This is a genomic window from Sphaerisporangium viridialbum (genome assembly GCF_049674955.1).
GTDB lineage: Bacteria > Actinomycetota > Actinomycetes > Streptosporangiales > Streptosporangiaceae > Sphaerisporangium > Sphaerisporangium viridialbum.
In genome coordinates, this window is the sequence record NZ_CP187232.1 from 9,586,566 (window position 1) to 9,607,494 (window position 20,929).

Sequence of the window (20,929 nt, forward strand, 5' to 3'; positions counted from 1 at the left end):
GTGTGAGCGCTCGCGGCTGGGTATTACCCTGCCGCGAGACGCTCTTTACCTGAACATCGAGCCCGGAGGTCTAGATGGGGATCGGGGTCAGCATCTTCTTCCTGACCATCGGGGCGATCTTAAAGTTCGCGATCGAGCCCGACGTTCTCGGCAGTAGCGTGCACATCGACGTCATCGGTGTGATCTTCATGATCGTCGGCGCCGTGGGGCTGCTGCTGAGCTTCTTCCTCATGTCCCGGCGCGGCCAGACCTCCGACGGCGAGCTCCAGCACCGGGAGAACCCTCCGAGCGTCTGAGCCGCTCCCGATCGGCCGCCCCGCGAAGCTCGTACGCGACGGCGGCCGGCGACACGCCCTGGACGACCTCTTTCTGGATCTCAGACAGGGTGCCCGCAGTCTTAACAAGGCTCACTACCGAGCGCGAACACTGAAATCTCTCGCTGAGTTCACCGCCGGCTCCCGCCGTGAGACGGCCGATGTGGGTCGGCGGGTATGTGCGTACGCATCCCTTGCGGGTCGAACAGGATAAGAAGCTCGACAACGCCGCCGTCGGCGCTGCCCAGCCAGTGCGGCAAGGACGTGTCGAACTCGGCTGCCTCACCCCGCTCCCAGCATCCGCTGGGCACTCACCCACATGATCGAGGAGACCGGCCGCCACGCGGGCCACGCGGACATCATCCGCGAACTGATCGACGGCACAAGCGGACGCTGACCCCAAAACCTTCTTTAGGACAGGCACACATGATGACGGCAACCCGGCCGTTGTCGCGCCGCTTCCTCCGATCCGCGCGCACGTTGGCGCCGCCGGGCTATCGTGGACGCTGCGGGCAGATCTCGGCGATCTTTCAGATTTTCTGAAAGGTCCCCTGTAGAACTCCTCGATGGACGCGCGCTCTCGCCCGCCAACAGACTCCCTTCCTGAGATCCAAGCAGCGGACCCGACCGATCGGGACCGCCTCACAGGAAGCGCGATCTATGGCGAACCGATCCCGGAGAGTGGTGCCCGCAGGGCTCGCGCTCGTCCTGGCCCTCGTGACGGCGGGCTGCAACGCGAACTCGCAATCCACCGAGCCGACGAAGGACAAGAACACGACGGCGCTCGAGTCCGTGCCCCAGGGCGGGACCCTGCACTACCTCTCGCGGCGCGCGAACGAGTCCTTCGAGACCGCCAACGCGCAGATGGTGCCGACCAGCCGGCTGCGGTGGGTGCACCGCGGGCTGACGTCGTGGCGGACGCTCCCGGACAAGGACACGATCCTCGTGCCGGACCTCGCCACCGACACCGGTACGACGGACGACGGCGGCAAGACGTGGACCTTCACGCTGCAGCAGGGCCTGAAGTTCTCCGACGGCAGCCCGATCACCGCGCAGGACGTGAAGTACGGCATCGAGCGGTCGTTCGCGCCGATGTTCCAGGGTGGCCTCGGCTACCACAAGACGCTGCTGGTCGGCGGCACCGACTACGACGGCCCGTACGACGGCAAGGAGCTCGACTCCATCGAGGTCGTCGACGACCACAAGATCGTCTTCCACCTGACGCGTCCGTTCGGCAACTGGCCGTGGATCGTCAGCATGCCGGCCTTCGCGCCGGTGCCGGCCGCGGCCGACACCAAGCCGGAGACGTACGGCGAGCACCCGGTCGCCAGCGGCCCGTACCAGGTGACGAGCTTCCGCAAGGGCTCGCAGGCGGTGCTGGATCGCAACCCGAACTGGAAGGCCGACACCGACCAGGCCCGGTTCGCCGGCCCTGACAAGATCGTCCTCGACATGGGCCTGAACAACGACACGATCGTGCAGCGCCTCATCGACGACAAGGGCGAGGACAAGACCGCGATCAGCAACGCGCTCATCTCGCCGTCGCAGTTCCAGCGGATCGAGTCCGACCCGTCGATCTCCGACCGCGTGGCCAACAGCCCGTCGGGCTACTTCCGCTACCTCGCCATGAACGTCAAGCGCCCGGGCCTCTCCGACGTCCGCGTGCGTCAGGCGATCAACTACGCGATCAACAAGGCCGAACTGCAGAGCGTGTACGGCGGCCCGAAGTTCGGCGCCCAGATCACCTCGACCATCATGACGCCCGGCATCCCCGGCTACACCAAGTACAACCTGTACGACGGCGGTGACACCGGCAACGCCGACAAGGCGAAGGCGTTGCTCGCCGACGCCGGCGTCTCCGACCTGAAGCTCACGCTGACCTACCCGACCGACGTGAGTGCGATCGAGGAGAAGGAAGCCCAGAGCATCAAGAACTCGCTGGCGCGGGTCGGCGTCAAGGTCGAGCTCAAGGGCCTCGACGGCGACACCTGGTACGAGCTCGTCTCGTCCGCCGACGGCGACTACGACATGACGACGAACGGCTGGGGAGCGGACTTCCCGAGCGGCATGAGCACCATCCAGCCGCTGTTCGCGTCGAGCGAGATCGGCAACGGCGGCGGCAACGCCTCGAAGTTCTCCAGCCCCGAGGTGGACGCCGCGATCGACGCCGCGAGCGCGGAGCCGGACCTCGCCAAGGCCGCCCAGATGTGGGCGGCGATCGACAAGCAGATCATGGAGGACGCCCCGGTCGTGCCGATCCTCGTGCAGCGCACGCAGGCCCTGGCCGGTTCGAAGATCCAGAACTACTTCATCCCCGCCTACCCGCCGTTCGCGAACGAGCTGGTCGTCGGTGTCGATCGCTGAGATCCAGCAGGCGGAGGGCCGGGGCACGCCGGTCCTCGGCCGCTTCCTCCGGAAGCGGTCCGGCGTCGCCGGCCTGGTCATGCTGATCGTGCCGCTCGTCGCGGGGCTCTGCGCCCCGCTGCTCGTGTGGATCGAGGGACAGGACCCGAGCACCTTGCACACCGACCTGCTCGACCCGGACGGCGGCCGTCCGCTGGGCGCCTTTGGTGGCGTCAGCGCCGACCACTGGTTCGGCGTCGTCCCGGTGACGGGCGTCGACCTGTTCGCCCAGATCGTCTACGGCATCCGCTCGTCGCTGTTCATCGCGTTCGGGGCGAGCATCCTGTCGATCGCCTTCGCCGCCGTCCTCGGTACGGCGATCGGGTACTTCGGCGGCTGGCTCAACGCCGTCGCGGGGCGGGTGATCGACTTCATGTTCGGCTTCCCGGGCCTGATGTTCGTCATCGCGATCATGGCGATCGTGCCGCCGGAGATGCCGCGGGGCCTGGTCCTCGTGCTGGTACTGGCCTTCTTCGGCTGGACCGTCCCGGCCCGGATCATCGGCGCCCAGGCCGGCGCCATCAACGCCCGCGCCTTCGTCGAGGCGGCGCGCGCGACCGGGGCTCCGCCCTGGCAGATCATCCGCCGCGAGATGCTGCCGCACCTCTTCGGCCTGGTCGTCGTCCTGTTCGCGATGTCACTGCCCGGCAACGTCAGCGTCGTCGCGGGACTGTCGTTCCTCGGCGTCGGCCTGCGTGGCGACGTCCCCGACCTCGGCAAGCTGCTCTCGGACTCGCTGTCGTGGATCTACAGCGGTGCGGACGTCTGGTACATGCTCTTCCCGGGCGCCGTGGTGTTCCTGATCGTTTTCGGCGCCACGCTCGCCGGTGACGCGCTCCGCGACGTCCTCGACGTGCGCACGGAGGATGCCGCATGATCGTCTACATCGCCCGCCGCATGGTCACCGCGGTGTTCATGCTCCTTTCGATCGCCTTCGTGACGATAGCCCTCTTCTTCGGGGCCTCGAAGGACCCGGCCCGCGCCATGTGCGGCAAGCCGTGCCCGCCCGAGACCCGGGCCAAGGTCAGCGCCTACATGCAGACCGACCAGAGCGCGGTGTGGCAGTTCACCGAGTTCGTGAAGGGCCTCTTCGTCGGCCGTACGTACGGCCAGGGCGCCCAGCAGGTGCACTGCCACGCACCCTGCTTCGGCTACTCGTTCCCGAACCGCAGCGACGTCACGACGCTCATCGCCGAGCGGCTGCCCGTCACGTTGTCGCTCGCGTTCGGCGGGGCCGTCCTGTGCCTCGTCGTGGGCATCGGCCTCGGCGCGTTGTCGGCGATACGCAAGGGCGGGATCGTCGACCGGTTCTCGACCGGCTTCGCGATGTTCGGGCTGTCGGTGCCGACCTTCCTCGTCGGCCTGCTCGTCGTCCAGGTCTTCGGCTTCATGCTCAACGCGCTGCCGTACTCCGGCTTCGTGTCGTTCTCGGAGTCACCGGCGGACTGGGCCTGGCACCTGATCGGCCCGTGGATGGTGCTGTCGTTCATTCTCGCCGCCGGCTACATCCGGGTCACCCGCACCCAGCTCCTCAACGAGCTCTCGGCCGACCACCTCGTCGCGATGACCGCGCGCGGCGCGTCGACCCGGCAGGTGAACCGGCACGCCGTCCGCGGCGTGATGGTGCCGGTCGTGGCGATGTTCGCGCTCGACGTCACCGCGCTCCTGGGCGGGTCGGTGATCGCGGAGAAGGTGTTCAGCCTGCACGGGCTCGGCGACCTGCTGCTGTCCGGCGTGAACGAGTCCGACCTGAGCATCGTCGTCGGGGTGACGCTCTTCTCCGCCTTCCTCATCATCGTCGGCAACCTGATCGCCGACCTGCTGATGCCGCTTCTCGATCCGAGGATCCGCCGTGCCTGACCCCGTACTCCAGGTCGAGGACCTGTGCATCTCGTTCACCAGCGGCGGCGTCACCGCCGATGTCGTCCGGGACCTCTCCATGAGGCTGGACGGCGGCCGCACGCTCGCCGTGGTCGGCGAGTCGGGGTCGGGCAAGACGATCACCGGCCGGGCGATCATGCGGCTGCTGCCGCGCGGGGCGAGCGCCCGGGGCCGGATCGTCGTCGCCGGCCGGGAGATGCTCTCCGCCGACGAGCGCGAGCTGCGCCGGGCCCGCGGCTCCGACGTGGCCATGGTGTTCCAGGACTCGATGTCCGCGCTCAGCCCGTACCTCGACATCGGCGCGCACATCGCCCAGGCGGTCCGCCTGCACGACCCGTCGGTCACCCGCCGCGCCGCGCGGGCCCGTGCGGTCGAGATGCTCGACCGGGTCGGCATCCCCGAGCCCGCGGACGCCGTACGCCGCTTCCCGCACGAGTTCTCCGGCGGCATGCGGCAACGCGCGGTGATCGCGATGGCCCTGGTGAACCGGCCGGCGCTCCTCATCGCCGACGAGCCGACCACCGCGCTCGACGTGACGGTGCAGGCGCAGATCCTGGCCCTGCTCCGCGAGCTCCAGCAGGAGTACGGCATGGCGATGCTCCTGATCAGCCACGACTTCGGGGTGGTGGGGAGCGCGGCGGACGATGTCCTCGTGCTGTATGCCGGCCGCCAGGCCGAGTACGGCAGCCTCCGCGACATTTTCGATCAGCCCGCCCACCCGTACACCGCCGGTCTCCGCGCGGCCACGCCGCGGCTGGACGCCCGACTCGACACTGGAGGGGAGCGGACCCGGCTCCGCGCCATCCCCGGCGCGCCCACGTCGCTGCGCGACGCCGGACCGGGTTGCGCCTTCGCGCCGCGCTGCGGCCTCGCGGACCAGGTCGGCGAGCGCTGTGTCGTCGAGACACCGCTGCCCACCGTCCGCCCGACCAGCGAGGGCGGCGGCCCGCACCTTGCGGCCTGCCACCTCGATCGTCTCCCCACACTGCAGGAGGTCGCCCGGTGAGCGAGCCGATCCTGGAGATGACCGACGTCAGCAAGCGCTACCGCACCGCCGGCGGCTTCGGCCGCGGGCGCAAGGGCTTCCTCGCCGTCGACGGCGTCTCGCTCCACGTCGAGCGGGGCGAGGCGCTCGGCCTGGTCGGTGAGTCCGGCTCGGGCAAGTCCACGCTGGCGCGGATGGCCAACGGCCTGGTGGTGCCGACGTCCGGCACCGTCCGTACGGACGGGCAGGACGTCGCCTGCCTCAGTCGGCGAGGACTACGGCGGCTACGGCGCAACGTCGCCATGGTCTTCCAGGACCCGTTGGCGTCGCTGAACCCGCTGCAGACCGTGCGGCAGACGCTGGAGAACGTCTTCCGTGCGCACGGCGAGACGGCGTCGACCGCCGAGCTGGTCGCGCTGCTGGAGTCGGTCGGCCTCGGCGCCGACTACCTGGGGCGCTATCCGCACGAGGCGTCCGGCGGGCAGCTCCAGCGCGTCGCCGTGGCGCGCGCGCTCGCCCTCAAGCCGGACCTGATCATCGCGGACGAGCCGACCTCGGCGCTCGACGTGTCGGTGCGTGCCCAGATCCTCAACCTGCTGGCCGACCTGCAGCGCGACCAGGGGATCTCGTTCCTCCACGTCAGCCACGACCTGGCGGTGATCCGGCTCTACAGCGACCGCGTCGCCGTCATGCAGCGCGGCCGCATCGTCGAGACCGGCCCGTCCGACGAGATCTTCCGCTCCCCGCGGCACCCCTGCACGCGCGCGCTGGTCGAGGCGACACCGGAGGCGGGGCTGCCCGCCTGACCTGCGGGAGCGTTGCGCGACGCCGACCAGGCGTGCCACGATCATGACCATGACGCACCGAACGACCACCCCGTCGTGAGCCGGCCGGAGGCCGGCACGACAGAGTACTGAATGAGGACACGTGGGAACCGACCTGTTCGTCCGAGAGTACGGGCGGGACGCAGCAGATGCGCCCGCCATCCTCATCCTGCACGGCGCCGTGGAGTCCGGCGCGTGCTACGGCGACGCCGTCGACCGCTGGTGCGGCGACTACCACATCGTGGCGCCGGACGCCCGGGGCCACGGGAAGTCGCCCAGCCGCCTGCCCGAGCACGCGGGCGTTCCGACCACCGACGTGATGGTGCAGGACGCGACCGACATCCTCAAGGACATGCTCGACGAGACCGGGCGCAAGACGCTCGTCGTCGGGCACTCCATGGGCGCGCGGATCGCCGCCTTCGTCGCCGCCGACGCCCCGCACCTCGTGGCCGGCGTCGTGCTCGAGGACCCGCCGTGGTGGGTGCCGGAGGCCGGTCCCAACCCGTGGCTCAGCGTCGAGCAGACCGTCAAGGACCCCTTCGACTACGCCGGCACGGCGTCGGTCGAGGAGCTCATGGACATGCAGCGCGAGCTCAAGCCCCACTGGGCGGAGCAGGAGCTGCGCCCGCTCGCCGAGGCGATGAAGGCCGTCGACATCGACTACATGGAGCAGCGGGTCCACGAGAAGCGCCGGATCTGGACGCCGACCGCGCGGCAGATCACGGTCGGCCCGGCCGGCGTACCGGCGCTGCTCATCACCGGCACCGGCGACGTCATCGTCGACAAGCACTCCCGTGAGCGCCTCACGGCCGTCGCGCCCGGCTTCGACGTCGTCGTGATCGAGGGCGCCCACCACTGCGTGCGCCGCGACAAGCCGGACGAGTACCACCGGCACGTCGACGCCTTCCTCCGCGAGAACGCGCCGTCGGCCGGAGCCGTCACTCGACGCTGAAGGTGTCGGACCGCGCGAGCGGGCCGTAGATCTCCGAGTCCGGCTCGGCGACAGCGGCCCGCATCGCCTCCAGCCCCGCGCGTACGACGGGGTGGCCCTGGTTGTCGCGCCGCGTCGTCATGATCACCTTGCGCAGCGGCGCGATGCCGCGCGTCGGCAGGATCGTCACCCAGTCGGCGTCGCGGGCGGAGAGCGCGGACTCCGGCACCAGGCAGATCCCCGCCTCGGCGGCGACCAGCGCCAGCGCGGCGCGGTAGTCGTCCGAGACGTGGGCGATCGGCGGGTGGAAGCCGAGCTCGGCGCACGCCTGCAGCACCATCGTGCGGCACGGGTTGCCGGGCGAGGGCATGATCCAGCCCTCCTCGGTGAGCTGGGTGAGCCCGATGCCCTCCTCGCCGGCCAGCGGGTGCGCGTGGGGGAGGACGGCCTTGAACCGCTCGATGTAGAGCGGGAACTTCACGATGTCGGGGGAGTCGCGCTCGGGGTCGGACTCGTACTCCAGGCTGACGGTCACGTCGATATCGCCGCGCATCAGCATCCGGTGGCTCATGTGCGCCTCCGCGTCGACGACCGTGACGTCGACGCCCGGCGCCTGGCGGCGCATCTCGACGATGGCGGGTGCCACCAACCAGCTGATCGCCGTGGGGAAGGCGCCGATCCGGAGCTGCCCGAGGACACCGCCCGCGTGCGCGGCCAGGTCGGCCTCGGCGATCTTCAGCCGGGAGCTGATCTCCTCGGCGTGCCCGGCGAGGATGCGCCCGGCCGGCGTGAGCGCCAGCTTGCGCCCCGTGCGTACGACGAGCGCGTGGCCGACCTCGCGCTCGAGCGCCGCGAGCTGCTGCGACACCGCGGACGGCGTCAGGTGCAGCGCCGCCGCGGTCGCGGTGACCGAGTCGGACAGCACGAAGGCACGGAGGACGAGGAGACGTCGGGGGTCGATCGTGGGCACGCGGGCTCCGTCGCGAGTCGGCAGGGCGTCCGTCGCGGTGCGGGCATCCGCGGGGCGGGACAGGAGGACCCCGATGCTAGCGGGCGCTTCCGGACGCGGGGCGCTCCGGCCTGGGGTGTCCTGCCGCCCGCGAGTGTTCTCCGGGGAAGTCGGTGCGAGTCCGACGCTGTCCCGCGACCGTGACACGACCTTGATCGTGAAGCCGGATCACCTGAGCACGCTTGGATTTTCGGCCAAGACTACGGGCGCCCCTGGACCTCGTACTGCACGGCGGCCCGGTTGGCGAGGATCGGCCTGATGGCGTCGGCGATCAGGGCACGGTGCACCGGGTGGTCGCGGTAGACGAGGTAGTCCTCCACCGAGTCGAAATCGGCCACGACCGCGAACTCGTAGTTGCCGGGATTGATGCCCGCGTCGGCGCCGATGTCGTAGCGGCGGATCTCGGGGATCACCCCCGGCAGCTCCCTGAGCCCGGCCTCCACGGTGGCCTTCTGCTCCTCCGTGGCACCCGCGACCCAGGTGAACAGCACAACGTGCCGGAACATGATCTCTCCTTAACTCGCCCGAGCCGCCAGCGTACGGCCCCCACCCCATCGACACCGGATCAGGGACCCTCGAAGCACCACCGCGCCGGAGCACCCTGAAGGGACAACACGGATCATCACCGCACGGCCACAACGACCGCTGAGCGTCACGGAGTAGTGCGGGGTAGCTTGATCGTGTGGTCGACGACTTGGACATCGGCATCGTTCGCACCCGGTCATGGCCCACCGCCGTTCTGATCGTGGTGGCGGCCCTTCTGGTCTGCCTTCCGGTTCCCGGTGCCGGGGCACCCTTCGTCGTCGCCGCAGTACTCGCCCTTGTCACCGTGTCGGCGTTCTCGCTGTGGTCTCCGCCGGTGATCCGGACCGCCCTGTTCATGGACGCGGTCTTCCTCGTCTTCACGCTGGGCACCCGGCTCGGGTGGTCTCCCGCCGTCACCACGGTGCTGGTGTGCGTGGTCCCGACCGCCATCCTGCTGGTATGTGGCCGCGCGCCGTCCCTCAGCCCGGCGGCGCCCTGGTTGCGGGCCGGCCGGCTGACCCGCGACATTCCGTGGCTGGCGGCCGTGACCATCGGGGGCGGCGGGGTCGCGTTGACGCTCTGGGCGCTGGCCGTCAAGCCGTCGCCCTCCCCCTACCTGCGGCAACTGCAGGAGCTACCTGTGTGGGTCGCCGCGTTGGGCGTGGTCGGGTTCGCGATGGTGAACTCCGTCTGGGAAGAAGCGCTCTTCCGGGGGATCCTGCTGACGGAGCTCCGAACCGTCGCGGGAACGCGCCCAGCCGTGGTGATCCAGGCGCTCGTGTTCGGCTTCGCGCACATGAACGGCTTCCCCTCAGGCTGGACCGGCATGATCATGTCGGCCGTCTGGGGGCTCATGCTCGGCGTCCTGCGCGTGCGTAGCAGGGGGATCCTGGTCCCGTACGTCGTTCACGTGTGCGCGGACGCGACCATCGGCATCCTCGCGGTGACCGTTCTCCTCTGACACAGGCACGTGTGTCAGCGTCCGGGGTGTTCATCGTCTCGCCTGCGCCGGTTCACGGTGAGGTACGCCGTCACGGTGGTGTCGGCGTCGGCCGGGCCGGTGGGGCGGTGGGCCAGGGGCTGGGTTCTGTCGGGGTCAATGGGGGCGCGGTGCCTCGCCAGGGGGACGGTCCGGTGGAGGTCCTCCGGCGGTGGCGTCCCACCGGCCCGGGGGGCGCTCACGGCTTGGAGGGCGCTCACGGCCTGGGGGGCGCTCACGGCCTGGGGGACGGCGGCGGGGGCTTGCGGGGCCGTGCTGGTCTGGGCCGCTACCAGGGCGGCGTAGCGGCCTCCGAGGGCGAGGAGCTCCTCATGGGTGCCGCGCTCGACGATGTGGCCTCCGTCGACCACCAGGATCAGGTCCGCGTCCCGGATCGTGCTCAGCCGGTGGGCGATGACGATGCGGGTCTGGGTGAGCTGGGCAAGGTGACCCTCGATCGCCGCCTCGCTCTCGCTGTCGAGGTTGCTCGTGGCCTCGTCCAGCAGGAGGATCTTCGGCCGGGAGAGCAGCGCGCGGGCGAGCGCCAGCCGCTGCTTCTGCCCGCCCGAGAGTCCGGCGCCCTCGGTGAGCATGGTCTCGTACCCCATCGGCATCTGCCTGATCTCGTCGTCGAGACGGGCGATCCGTGCCACCTCGTTGATCCGGTCGAACGACGCCACCGGGTCGTTGAGGGCGATGTTCTCCCTGATGGTGCCGGTGAAGAGCGACGGGTCCTGGGTGACCACCCCGAACTGCCGCCGCAGGGTGCGGAGGTTCAGCTCGTTCACCGGCACCCCGTCGTACCGGATCTCGCCGGTCGTGGGGGTGTGCAGGGCGAGCAGCAGCCGGGCCAGCGTGCTCTTGCCCGACCCCGAAGAGCCGACCAGCGCCACCTTCTGACCGGGTGCGATCTTCAGCGAGATGTCCTGGAGGGTCCAGGGTGCCCTCGGGTCGTACCGGAAGCCGACGTTCCGCAGCTCCACCGCGCCGCGAAGGCGCAGGACCTCGATGCCTTCGGCCGGCTCGGGCTCGGAGGCGAGGATGTCGGAGAGCCGGTCGAAGTGGGCGCCGGCCTGCTGGAGGCTCTGCAGGCTGGACATCAGCGACGACAGCGGGGTGAGCGCGGCGACGGCGATGGCGTTCAGCGCGAGCAGCGCCCCGAGGGTGAGCTCCCCGTCGAGCACCCGCCAGGCTCCGATCCACAGGAGGCCGAGCGGCGCGAGGACGCGGATGGCGCCGAGGGCCGCCTCCAGCAGGCCCTGGGTGATCCCGCCCCGTACGTCCGCGTTGAGCTGGGCGGTGAAGTTCCTGGACCACTGCTCGACCGCGTGCTCCTCGGCCCCGGACGCCTTCAGGGTCTCGATGCCGCCGATGGCCTGGATCAGGTGGCTCTGCGTCGCCGAGAACGCGGTCAGCTCCTGCTGGGCCAGGTAGTTGACCCGGCGGGTGGTCGCCAGCAGCAGGGCGATCTGCAGGAGGGCGACACCGGCCAGGCAGGCGCCGAACAGGGGATCTCGTACGAAGACCAGGGCCAGGTAGCCGATGGCGAGCGGACCGTCGAGGAGGGCGGACAGGATCTGGCCGGTGAGCATGTCCCTGAGCACGGCGACGCTGCTCGCCCTGGTGACCAGGTCTCCCGTACCGCGCAGCGCGAAGTAACGGTAGGGCAGGGCCACCAGGTGGGAGACCACACCCCGGGTCAGCTCGGCGTCGGCGCTCGCCCGCACCGACACCAGCAACACCGACCGCAGGGCCCCGACCACGAACTGTGTGAGCGTGGCCAGCAGCAGCCCGCCGCCGAGCAGGGCGAGGAACGTGCCGGCTCCCATGGGCAGCACCTGGTCCACCAGCACCTGCGAGAACAGCGGCAGCGCCAGCCCGAGCACCTGCAGGAGGATCGAGGCCAGCACGACCTGCGCCAGCAGGCCGCGCCTGCGCATGACGAGTGTCCTGAGGAACTGGCGTCGCCAGGCGCTCGCCGCGCTGGAGGTCCCCCGGTGGAACATCGGGCCGGGCTTGAACGCCAGCAGCACACCGGTGAAGCCCTCGTTGAACTCCTCGGCCGTGAGCCTGCGCCGCCCGGGTCCGGGGTCGACGATGTCCACCCGCTCGGGCGTCCAGCGCTCGACCACCACGAAGTGGTTGAACTCCCAGTGGACCACGGCGGGCATGGGGATCCGGGCGAGGTCTTCGGGTTCGAGGGAGAACGCCTTGGCGTTGAGCCCCGACTCGCGGGCGCCCGCGACGATGGCCAGCGCGGTGAGCCCATCCCTGCCGACCTGGAGCCGGTCGGTGATCTCGTGGAGCGAGACGCGGTGCCCGTGGTAGGAGAGCACCATGGCCAGTGACGCCGCCCCGCATTCGGTGACCGAGTTCTGCAGGACGACCGGCACGCGCCTTCTCATGACGCGACCCCGTTCACGCGCCGGCTCCGAAAAGGAGGGTTCCGGCCGTGATGGTTCCGGTCTCGATCACGGCCTCGCCTGCCCGGCCCGCGAGCCCGCGGGAGTCGTCGCCGGCGACCTCGCAGGACAGGACGGCGAGGCGGGCGGGCCCCGTCGCGGTGCCGAAACGCCTCTTGAGCTCGTCCACGCCGATCACTGGACCGCCCGGGTCCACGACGTGGCAGGTCAGTGGCCGCGCCTGGCCCGCCAGCCGTACGGTCGTCTCCTGACGCACCCGGGGTGCGTGCTTGTCCCGCGGCACCTGAGCCGTCACGTCGAGGTGCGGCGCGGGCTCGGCCCTGTATCGCGTGACCGTCACCTGGACGGTCACCAGGTCGGGCACCCGGATGAGTGCCAGGCCCGCCCCCGCGGCGAAGAGGAGGGCGACCAGCGCCCAGAACATCACGAACCACGCTCTGTGGATGACCAGGGGTTTGCTGATCCGCGTCGAGGGGTCGCTGTACCTGCGCAGCGCCTCCTCGCGGTAGATCGGGCGGCTCACAACCGGTCCCGGTCGCTCAGTATGAGAGTCATGTTCCAATCGCCTCGCTTCGCGGATCCGCCACGGCATCGCGTGCCGCGCCTGAACGCGCGCGTCGCGTGGTGAGGATTCCTCCGAGACGAAGCTAGGGGCGGCGACTTGGATCGCACTTGCCGCTCAGTGTGAGCGCCACGAACACGACAGAAGGGCCGGAGAGGAAGCCCTCTCCGGCCCTTCGTGTACTGCCGGGAATCGGGGGTATCGCGCCTTGTCAGCTCCAGGCGAGCATGCGCAGCGGGTCCTGGAGCATGGCGCCCACGTCGCGCAGCACGTACGAGCCGATCTCGCCGTCCACGACCCTGTGGTCGAACGACAGCGCCAGCGTGGTCACCTTGCGCGGCACGACCTGGCCGTCCACGACCCACGGCAGGTCACGGACCTGGCCGAACGCGAGGATCGCCGTCTCACCGGGGTTGAGGATCGGCGTGCCCGCGTCGATCCCGAAGACCCCCACGTTGGTGATCGTGATCGTGCCGCCGGTCAGGTCGGCGGGCTGGGAACGCCCGGACCGCGCCCTCTCGGTGAGCTCGGCCAGCGCCTTGGCCAGGTCGGGCAGCGACAGCGCCTGCGCCTCCTTGACGTTCGGCACGATGAGACCGCGCTGCGTGGCCGCGGCGATGCCGAGGTTCACGTAACGCTTGACCACGATCTCGTCGCCGGCCCAGGTGGAGTTGATCAGCGGGTACCGCCTGGCGGCCGTGAGCAGCGCCTTGGCCACCAGCAGCAGCGGCGACACCTTGACCTCGGCGAAGTCGGGCAGCTCACGGAGCCGCCGCACCGCGTCCATCGTCGCGGTCACGTCCACCTGGAGGAACTCGGTGACGTGCGGCGCGGTGAAGGCGGAGGCGACCATGGCCGCCGCCGTGGCCTTGCGCACCCCCTTGACCGGGATGCGCTCCTCCCGCTCGGCCCCCGCGATCGCGGCGTACCCCGGCGTAGGGGCCACCACGGGCTCGGGCGCGCCGGTCGCCGGTGCGGCGGCGGCGTGTACGTCCTCACGGGTGATGGATCCGTTCGGCCCGGTCCCGGTGAGACCGGTGAGGTCGACGCCGAGGTCCTTCGCCAGCTTGCGCACCGGCGGCTTGGCCAGCACCGACACCCGGCCGGCCGGCGCGGGCGCCGGAGCGGGAGCGGCAGGGGGTGGGGGTGGGGAGGGCACTACCGCCGGGGCCGTACCGGAGGGTGCCGACGCGGCGGCCGGGCTCTTGCGGGGACGGCGGGTCGTGGCGCTCAGCTTGACGCCGTACCCCACCAGCACCGGCGTGCGCTCGGGCTTCTTGGTCCCGGCGCCCTCGGCGCTCTCGGGGGGAGGCGAGGGGACCATGTCGTCGGCGAGCGCCGTCTCCCTGGTCGCGGGCGCTCCCCTTCCCCTGGCCGCCGAGGCGTCGTCCTCGCCCGTGTCCACGGAGATGATCGGCTTGCCGACGTCGACGGTCTCGCCCTCGTCTGCCATGAGCGAGCTGACCACGCCCTCGAACGGGCAGGGCAGCTCGACGACGGCCTTCGCGGTCTCGATCTCGACGATCGTCTGGTTGATCACCACTTTGTCGCCGGCCGAGACGTGCCACTTGATGATCTCGGCCTCGGTCAGCCCTTCACCGACGTCGGGGAGCTTGAACTCTCGAAGCACAGCCCCTCCTAGAAGGCGAACGTACGGTCGACGGCGTCCAGGACCCTGTCCAGATCGGGCAGGTAGTGGTCCTCCAGCCGTGACGGCGGGTACGGCGTGGAGAAGCCGCCCACCCTGAGGACCGGCGCCTCCAGGTTGTAGAAGCAGGCCTCGGTGACCCGGGCGGCGATCTCGGCGCCGAGCCCGGAGTAGACGGGGGCCTCGTGGGCGACCACGCACCGGCCGGTCTTCCTGACCGACCGGTAGATCAGGTCGGTGTCCAGGGGGTTGAGCGAGCGCAGATCCACGACCTCGATCGAACGCTCGTCGCCCACGGCCGCCGCGGCCTCCAGGCAGGTCTTCACCATCGGGCCGTACGCGAGCACGGTCACGTCGGTGCCCGGGCGCACGACCTGGCCCCGGTCGAAGGGCATCGGGGAGGCGTCCTTCTCGACGTCGGCCTTCTCCCAGTAGCGCCGCTTGGGCTCGAAGAAGATCACCGGGTCGTCGCAGCGGATCGCCTGCTGGATCATGTGGAAGCCGTCCACCGGGTTCGAGCAGGCCACCACCCGCAGGCCGCCGGTGTGGGTGAAGTACGCCTCGGGGGACTCGCTGTGGTGCTCGACCGCCCCGATGCCGCCGCCGCAGGGGATGCGCACCACGACGGGGAGCTTGAGCTTGCCGAGCGAGCGCAGCGGCATCTTGGCGAGCTGGGTGATGATCTGATCGGCGGCGGGGAACACGAACCCGTCGAACTGGATCTCGCAGACCGGGCGGTAGCCGCGCAGCGCCAGGCCGATGGCGGTGCCGATGATGCCGGACTCGGCGAGCGGGGTGTCGATGACGCGGCTCTCGCCGAAGTCCTTCTGCAGCCCGTCGGTGACGCGGAAGACCCCGCCGAGCTTGCCGACGTCCTCTCCCATGATGAGGACCTTGGAGTCGTCCTCCATGGCGGTGCGAAGTCCCTCGTTGATGGCCTTCGCGAGGGTCAGCGTGGTCATCGGTCGCCTCCCTCGAAGCTCGCGAGGTAGGCGGCGTACTGCTCCCGCTCCTCGGTGAGCAGGGCGTGCGGCTCGGTGTACACGTGGTCGAAGATTTCCAGGGGGTGGGGATCCGGCATCTCCAGGCAGCGTTTGCGCACGTCCCTGCCCAGGTCGTTGGCCTCGGCCTCGATGGAGTCGAAGAACTCCTGGTCGGCGATCTGGTTCTTGAACATGTACGCCTTGACGCGCTCGATCGGGTCCTTGAGCTTCCACGCCTCCAGCTCGCCGGCCACGCGGTAGCGCGTCGGGTCGTCGGAGGTGGTGTGCGCCCCCATGCGGTAGGTGAACGCCTCGATCAGCGTCGGGCCCTGCCCCTCGCGGGCGTTCTTCAGCGCCTGGCGGGTCACGGCGAGGCAGGCGAAGACGTCGTTGCCGTCCACGCGGACGCCGGGGAAGCCGAACCCGCTGGCACGCCGGTAGAGGGGGATCCTCGACTGCTTCTCCAGGGGCTCGGAGATGGCCCACTGGTTGTTCTGACAGAAGAACACCACGGGAGCGTTGAAGACGGATGCCCAGATGAAGGCCTCGTTGACGTCGCCCTGGGAGGTGGCGCCGTCGCCGAAGTAGACGATCGTCGCGGCGTCGGCGCCGTCGCGCTGGATGCCCATCGCGTAGCCCACGGCGTGCAGGGTCTGGCTGCCGATGACGATCGTGTAGAGGTGGAAGTTGTGCTCCGCGGGTTCCCAGCCTCCGTGGTTGACGCCGCGGAAGAGCCCGAGCAGGTTGACCGGGTCGACGCCGCGGCACCAGGCCACGCCGTGCTCGCGGTAGGTCGGAAAGGCCATGTCCGCGTCGGTCAGGGCGCGCCCTGAGCCGATCTGGGCGGCCTCCTGCCCAAGTAGGGATGCCCAGATGCCGAGTTCGCCCTGCCGCTGGAGGGCCACTGCCTCCATGTCGACCCGCCGCACCAGGACCAGGTCGCGGTAGAGGCCGCGCACCTCTTCCGGTGTCAGGTCGATGTCATAGGCGGGATGCTCCACGCGCTCACCCTCGGGGGTCAGCAGCTGTACGAGCTCCGGAGGTGCCTCGGCACCACGAGAGGCGTCGGATGTCACGTGCCGCTCCTGTGCGTTCGGGGCCGTGCTGATGGGATCACCATCTACGTTCGGCCGGTTACACGCATTCGTACCTGGTGGTGGTGATACGTCCGCGTTTGGGGACATCGTGGCAGAAGTCACAGGCCAGTGCGCAAGGCCGAACACCCTCTTGTCCACACTTCTCCCGTTCCCGGTGCGTCAGATCGCACACCCCATGGGAGGTCCAGGTCCGCCGGGCGGGCCGGGGACCGCGCGCCCGGCCGCCACCGTTAGGCTGGTCCCGCCGGACCAGGCCGGTCGCGAGACCGGTGGCACGAACAGTGGAGGGAACACGTGGCACGCGTCATCGTCGACGTCATGCTCAAGCCGGAGATCCTCGATCCGCAGGGGCAGGCGATCGCCCGGGCGCTCCCGCGGCTCGGCTTCTCGGGCGTCACCGAGGTGCGGCAGGGCAAGAGGTTCGAGGTCGAGATCGACGGCCCGGCCGACGATGCCGCACTTGCGGACATCCGCAAGATGGCCGAAACCCTTCTGGCCAACACGGTGATCGAGGATTATTCTGTCCGCGTCGAGGCACAGTAGAGCGCGTACCGGCGCGATCAAGACTTCGCAAATCACCGCAAAGGGATCTTGGGACGGACCAGAAAGCAAGCGTCTGACCAACACTAAATAACAACAGCGTGATTTTGCGGTTAGCCCTGATTCTTCGGGGAAACCTCCCCAACGTGACTTTCGGCGCCACGGAGGGGTCCGGTGGATATTGAGTTCTCGTTGGCCTTGCCACGGGATGCCCTGGGCATCCCGATGGTGCGCCGAGTGCTGGGGGACACCCTGCGCTGCATCGGCGTCACCGAGGACTGCGTATCCGACATGCTCCTCGCCACCTCCGAGGCCTGCGCCAACGCCGTGCGGCACGGCGGCCCCGCCAAGCGTTACGAGGTGACCGCCGCCATCGGGGACGGCCGCTGCGAGCTGCGGATCGTCGACGGAGGCCTCGGGCTCGGGGCGATCCCCAAGCAGTACCCCACGGGCGACGCCGAGCACGGCCGCGGCATCCTGATCATGCAGTCGGTCGTGGACGAGATCTCCTTCGACATCACCCCCGGCAGCGGCACCACGGTCTTCCTCCGCAAGGAGCTCGACTGGGACGAGGAGTTCCTCGCCCACCACGACCGCGTGCTCGCCGCGGTCTGACCTGCACCGCCTCGCCCTCCCTCCAAATCGGGCCGAAACCACACCTCCCGACGGTCCGTAACCCGCGCGCCCGCCGTGGACCCACGGGCCCGGCAGCGCCCGGCCAGCAGGTAGCCTGAGTTGTACCGCCGCAGACCGCCGTCCGATGAGTGAGACGTCGGCGCGGCTCTCGCGTGTGGAGGGGTACGAGAGCCATGGGTGCTGCCCGTGTGGGCGTGGTCACTTTTCCCGGAACTCTTGACGATCAGGACGCTGCCAGGGCCGTCAGGCACGCGGGTGGAGAAGCTGTGCCACTCTGGCACGCCGACCGCGACCTGAAGGCGGTCGACGCGGTCTTCCTGCCCGGCGGGTTCTCCTACGGCGACTACCTCCGGTGCGGGGCGATCTCCCGCTTCGCGCCGCTGATGGAGGAGCTGATCCCGGCGGCGCGTGCCGGGCTTCCCGTGCTCGGCACCTGCAACGGCTTCCAGATCCTGTGCGAGGCCCACCTGCTGCCGGGCGCGCTGACCCGCAACGAGGGTCTTCACTACGTCTGCCGCGACCAGCGCATCCTCGTGGAGAGCGCCACCACGGCCTGGACGGGTGACTACACCTCCGGCCAGGAGATCCTGCTGCCGGTGAAGCACGGCGAGGGCCGTTACGTGGCCGACCCCGCGACGATCGACGCGCTGGAGACCGGCGGCCGGGTGGTCTTCCGGTACCTCGGCGGCAACCCCAACGGCTCGATCAACGACATCGCGGGCATCAGCAACGAGGCCGGCAACATCGTCGGCCTCATGCCCCACCCCGAGCACGCCGTCGAAGACCTGACCGGCGCCCCCAGCGTGGACGGCCGCGGTTTCTTCACCTCCATCCTGAAGAGGTTCGTGAACCTGTGACAGACGCAGTGAGCAGGGCGCGAGGAGAGCAGATGACCGACTCAGTCAAGCGGGCGACCGAGACGCCGGACGAGCCCCAGCCGTACGCCGAGCTGGGCATGAAGGCCGACGAGTACGAGCGGGTGCGCTCGATCCTGGGCCGCAGGCCCACGTCCTCCGAGCTCGCCATCTACTCGGTGATGTGGAGCGAGCACTGCTCGTACAAGTCCTCCAAGGTGCACCTGCGCCAGTTCGGCACGAAGGCCCCGAAGTCCGAGGCACTGCTGGTCGGCATGGGCGAGAACGCCGGTGTCGTCGACATCGGCGACGGCTGGGCCGCCACCTTCAAGATCGAGTCGCACAACCACCCGTCGTACGTCGAGCCCCACCAGGGCGCGGCCACCGGCGTCGGCGGCATCGTCCGCGACATCATGTCGATGGGCGCCCGCCCGGTCGCGGTCATGGACGCCCTGCGGTTCGGCGCCCTGGACGCCCCCGACACGCGGCGGGTGCTCCCCGGCGTCGTCGAGGGCATCAGCTCGTACGGCAACTGCCTCGGCCTGCCCAACATCGGCGGCGAGCTGGTCTTCGACCCCTGCTACATCGGCAACCCGCTGGTCAACGCCCTGTGCGTCGGGCTCCTGCGCAAGGATCAGATCAAGCTCGCCACCGCGCCGGGCCCGGGGAACAAGGTCGTGCTGTTCGGCGCGCGCACCGGCCCCGACGGCATCGGCGGCGCGTCCGTGCTCGCCTCGGCGACCTTCGAGGACGAGTCGCACGCCAAGCGCCCCGCGGTGCAGGTGGGCGACCCGTTCATGGAGAAGCTCCTCATCGAGTGCTGCCTGGAGCTCTTCGAGGCCGACGTGGTCGTCGGCATCCAGGACCTCGGCGCGGCCGGGGTGTCCTGCGCGACGACCGAGCTGGCCGCCAAGGGCACGGGCGGCATGCGCGTCGACCTCGGCCTCGTCCCGCTCCGCGACCCCTCGCTCCTCCCCGAGGAGATCCTGATGAGCGAGTCGCAGGAGCGCATGATGGCCGTCGTTACCCCCGAGGACATCGACGCCTTCATGGCGATCTGTGCCCGGTGGGACGTCCCTGCCACAGTGATCGGCGAGGTCACCGACACCGGGCGGCTGGTGATGACCTGGCACGACGAGGTCATCGTCGACATCCCCCCGGGCACCGCGGCCGACGACGGCCCGGTCTACGAGCGTCCGCTCCACGAGCCCGCCGGGCAGGCCGCGCTGAACGCCGACGATCCCGTACGGCTGCCGCGTCCCACCGACCTGCGCGCGACCCTGCTGGAGCTGCTCGCCTCGTCGAACCTCGCCTCCAAGGAGTGGGTCACCTCCCAGTACGACCGTTACGTCCGGGGCAACACCGTGCTCGCGATGCCGGCCGACGCCGGGGTGCTGCGCATCGGCGAGGTGATGCCAGGCGCCGAGGAGACCGACCGCGGCATCGCCCTGGCCACCGACGGCAACGGCCGCTACGCCAAGCTCGACCCCTACGCGGGGGCGCAGCTCGCCCTGGCGGAGTCCTACCGCAACGTGGCCGTCACCGGGGCGCGCCCGCTGGCCGTGACGAACTGCCTCAACTTCGGCTCCCCGGAGGACCCCGAGGTCATGTGGCAGTTCTCCGAGGCCGTGCGCGGCCTCGCGGACGCCTGCAAGACCCTCGGCGTGCCGGTCACCGGCGGCAACGTGTCGTTCTACAACCAGACCGGCTCCACGCCGATCCACCCGACCCCGGTCGTTGGCGTGCTCGGCGTGCTGGACGACGTGCGCAAGCGCGTGCGGCACGGCTTCACGGCGCCCGGCCTCAAGGTCATCCTGCTCGGCGACACCGGCGAGGAGTTCGGCGGCTCCGAGTGGGCGCACGTCGCCCACGGCCACCTGGGAGGCCTGCCTCCGCACGCCGATCTTTCGGCCGAGCGCTCCCTGGCCACCGTCCTGGTGGAGGCCGCCGAGCGCGGCCTGGTCGAGGGCTCACACGATGTCTCCGACGGCGGTCTGGCGATCGCCCTCGCCGAGGCCTCCCTGGCCCAGGGCGTGGGCGCCACGGTGCAGCTGCCCGGCTCCGACCCGTTCGTCGGCCTGTTCAGCGAGTCGGCGGCCCGGGCCCTGGTCACCGTACGGCCGGAGTCCTTCGACGCCTTCGCCGAGCTGTGCGCGCGGCACGAGGTGCCCTGCTACGGCCTCGGCACGACCGGCGGCTCGACGCTCCAGGTGGAGGACGTCCTTACGATCCCGGTGGACGAGCTCCGCGCCACCCACCAGGCGACGCTGCCCCTGATTTTCAGCTCCTGACCCGTACCGCGAAGGCGGTGGATCCCCCCACAGATCCACCGCCC

General features: G+C 70.2%; 19 protein-coding genes and 1 pseudogene. 13 read left to right on the forward strand and 7 right to left on the reverse strand.

Annotated elements, in window-relative coordinates:
• Positions 1–74 precede the first annotated feature (74 nt).
• The 8 genes and pseudogenes from ACOZ38_RS43130 (at position 75) to ACOZ38_RS43165 (ending at position 7,359) form a co-directional block, all read left to right on the forward strand.
• Entirely contained in the window at positions 75–296 is a 222-nt protein-coding gene (locus ACOZ38_RS43130) for a hypothetical protein (protein WP_405142340.1), read from the forward strand.
• A 304-nt stretch (positions 297–600) separates the two neighbouring features.
• Positions 601–711: pseudogene (locus ACOZ38_RS43135) on the forward strand (DUF664 domain-containing protein); the annotation flags it as partial.
• Between the two features lie 263 nt (positions 712–974).
• Positions 975–2,678, forward strand: coding sequence for an ABC transporter substrate-binding protein (locus ACOZ38_RS43140; RefSeq protein ID WP_424536605.1), 1,704 nt, complete (start codon positions 975–977; stop codon positions 2,676–2,678).
• The gene (locus ACOZ38_RS43145) at positions 2,665–3,594 is read left to right on the forward strand and encodes an ABC transporter permease (RefSeq protein WP_424536606.1); all 930 of its coding nucleotides are present in this window, start codon (positions 2,665–2,667) and stop codon (positions 3,592–3,594) included. Before ACOZ38_RS43140 ends, ACOZ38_RS43145 begins: the two co-directional genes overlap by 14 nt.
• Positions 3,591–4,577 carry an ABC transporter permease gene (locus tag ACOZ38_RS43150; protein ID WP_424536607.1) on the forward strand — a complete coding sequence of 329 codons (987 nt, stop codon included), beginning with the start codon at positions 3,591–3,593 and terminating at the stop codon, positions 4,575–4,577. Before ACOZ38_RS43145 ends, ACOZ38_RS43150 begins: the two co-directional genes overlap by 4 nt.
• The gene (locus ACOZ38_RS43155) at positions 4,570–5,604 is read left to right on the forward strand and encodes an ABC transporter ATP-binding protein (RefSeq protein ID WP_424536608.1); all 1,035 of its coding nucleotides are present in this window, start codon (positions 4,570–4,572) and stop codon (positions 5,602–5,604) included. The genes ACOZ38_RS43150 and ACOZ38_RS43155 overlap by 8 nt, the downstream gene beginning before the upstream one ends.
• Entirely contained in the window at positions 5,601–6,389 is a 789-nt protein-coding gene (locus tag ACOZ38_RS43160) for an ATP-binding cassette domain-containing protein (RefSeq protein ID WP_424536609.1), read from the forward strand. Before ACOZ38_RS43155 ends, ACOZ38_RS43160 begins: the two co-directional genes overlap by 4 nt.
• A gap of 121 nt (positions 6,390–6,510) precedes the next feature.
• Positions 6,511–7,359 (forward strand): alpha/beta fold hydrolase, encoded by an 849-nt coding sequence (locus ACOZ38_RS43165; protein WP_424536610.1) that lies wholly within the window; start codon positions 6,511–6,513, stop codon positions 7,357–7,359.
• Here the strand turns inward: ACOZ38_RS43165 and ACOZ38_RS43170 are convergent.
• Together ACOZ38_RS43170 and ACOZ38_RS43175 are read right to left on the reverse strand one after the other, a co-directional pair.
• Complete coding sequence (locus tag ACOZ38_RS43170) at positions 7,346–8,308, reverse strand: LysR family transcriptional regulator (protein WP_424536611.1); 963 nt, start codon at positions 8,306–8,308, stop codon at positions 7,346–7,348. The genes ACOZ38_RS43165 and ACOZ38_RS43170 overlap by 14 nt on opposite strands.
• Before the next feature lie 239 nt (positions 8,309–8,547).
• Entirely contained in the window at positions 8,548–8,853 is a 306-nt protein-coding gene (locus ACOZ38_RS43175; RefSeq protein ID WP_424536612.1) for a Dabb family protein, read from the reverse strand.
• Between the two features lie 176 nt (positions 8,854–9,029).
• Here ACOZ38_RS43175 and ACOZ38_RS43180 point away from each other — a divergent pair, with 176 nt between their 5' ends.
• Positions 9,030–9,833, forward strand: a complete 804-nt coding sequence (locus ACOZ38_RS43180; protein ID WP_424536613.1) for a lysostaphin resistance A-like protein — start codon at positions 9,030–9,032, stop codon at positions 9,831–9,833.
• 14 nt (positions 9,834–9,847) lie between these two features.
• Here ACOZ38_RS43180 and ACOZ38_RS43185 read toward each other — a convergent pair whose 3' ends face one another.
• The 5 genes from ACOZ38_RS43185 to pdhA form a co-directional block, all read right to left on the reverse strand.
• Complete coding sequence (locus ACOZ38_RS43185; protein ID WP_424536614.1) at positions 9,848–12,256, reverse strand: ATP-binding cassette domain-containing protein; 2,409 nt, start codon at positions 12,254–12,256, stop codon at positions 9,848–9,850.
• Between the two features lie 13 nt (positions 12,257–12,269).
• Positions 12,270–12,797 carry a hypothetical protein gene (locus tag ACOZ38_RS43190; protein WP_424536615.1) on the reverse strand — a complete coding sequence of 176 codons (528 nt, stop codon included), beginning with the start codon at positions 12,795–12,797 and terminating at the stop codon, positions 12,270–12,272.
• 250 nt (positions 12,798–13,047) lie between these two features.
• Complete coding sequence (locus tag ACOZ38_RS43195; RefSeq protein WP_424536616.1) at positions 13,048–14,466, reverse strand: dihydrolipoamide acetyltransferase family protein; 1,419 nt, start codon at positions 14,464–14,466, stop codon at positions 13,048–13,050.
• Between the two features lie 8 nt (positions 14,467–14,474).
• Positions 14,475–15,446 carry an alpha-ketoacid dehydrogenase subunit beta gene (locus ACOZ38_RS43200; RefSeq protein ID WP_405142360.1) on the reverse strand — a complete coding sequence of 324 codons (972 nt, stop codon included), beginning with the start codon at positions 15,444–15,446 and terminating at the stop codon, positions 14,475–14,477.
• Positions 15,443–16,543, reverse strand: coding sequence for a pyruvate dehydrogenase (acetyl-transferring) E1 component subunit alpha (gene pdhA / locus ACOZ38_RS43205; protein WP_424536617.1), 1,101 nt, complete (start codon positions 16,541–16,543; stop codon positions 15,443–15,445). Before pdhA ends, ACOZ38_RS43200 begins: the two co-directional genes overlap by 4 nt.
• 315 nt (positions 16,544–16,858) lie before the next feature.
• Here pdhA and purS point away from each other — a divergent pair, with 315 nt between their 5' ends.
• The 4 genes from purS to purL all read left to right on the forward strand — a co-directional run bounded on the left by purS (position 16,859) and on the right by purL (position 20,885).
• Positions 16,859–17,107 (forward strand): phosphoribosylformylglycinamidine synthase subunit PurS, encoded by a 249-nt coding sequence (gene purS / locus ACOZ38_RS43210; protein ID WP_405142364.1) that lies wholly within the window; start codon positions 16,859–16,861, stop codon positions 17,105–17,107.
• Positions 17,108–17,329: 222 nt separating this feature from the next.
• Entirely contained in the window at positions 17,330–17,719 is a 390-nt protein-coding gene (locus ACOZ38_RS43215) for an ATP-binding protein (RefSeq protein ID WP_424537197.1), read from the forward strand.
• Between the two features lie 194 nt (positions 17,720–17,913).
• Positions 17,914–18,597 carry a phosphoribosylformylglycinamidine synthase subunit PurQ gene (gene purQ, locus ACOZ38_RS43220; protein WP_424536618.1) on the forward strand — a complete coding sequence of 228 codons (684 nt, stop codon included), beginning with the start codon at positions 17,914–17,916 and terminating at the stop codon, positions 18,595–18,597.
• A 32-nt stretch (positions 18,598–18,629) separates the two neighbouring features.
• Positions 18,630–20,885 carry a phosphoribosylformylglycinamidine synthase subunit PurL gene (gene purL / locus ACOZ38_RS43225; protein WP_424536619.1) on the forward strand — a complete coding sequence of 752 codons (2,256 nt, stop codon included), beginning with the start codon at positions 18,630–18,632 and terminating at the stop codon, positions 20,883–20,885.
• Positions 20,886–20,929: the final 44 nt, after the last annotated feature.

Coding starts and splice junctions, on each gene's coding strand:
- ACOZ38_RS43130 (WP_405142340.1), top strand. CDS start 75: ATGGGGATCGGGGTCAGCATCTTCTTCCTGACCATCGGGGCGATCTTA.
- ACOZ38_RS43140 (WP_424536605.1), top strand. CDS start 975: ATGGCGAACCGATCCCGGAGAGTGGTGCCCGCAGGGCTCGCGCTCGTC.
- ACOZ38_RS43150 (WP_424536607.1), top strand. CDS start 3,591: ATGATCGTCTACATCGCCCGCCGCATGGTCACCGCGGTGTTCATGCTC.
- ACOZ38_RS43175 (WP_424536612.1), bottom strand. CDS start 8,853: ATGTTCCGGCACGTTGTGCTGTTCACCTGGGTCGCGGGTGCCACGGAG.
- ACOZ38_RS43185 (WP_424536614.1), bottom strand. CDS start 12,256: ATGAGAAGGCGCGTGCCGGTCGTCCTGCAGAACTCGGTCACCGAATGC.
- ACOZ38_RS43200 (WP_405142360.1), bottom strand. CDS start 15,446: ATGACCACGCTGACCCTCGCGAAGGCCATCAACGAGGGACTTCGCACC.
- ACOZ38_RS43215 (WP_424537197.1), top strand. CDS start 17,330: ATGGTGCGCCGAGTGCTGGGGGACACCCTGCGCTGCATCGGCGTCACC.
- purQ (WP_424536618.1), top strand. CDS start 17,914: ATGGGTGCTGCCCGTGTGGGCGTGGTCACTTTTCCCGGAACTCTTGAC.
- purL (WP_424536619.1), top strand. CDS start 18,630: ATGACCGACTCAGTCAAGCGGGCGACCGAGACGCCGGACGAGCCCCAG.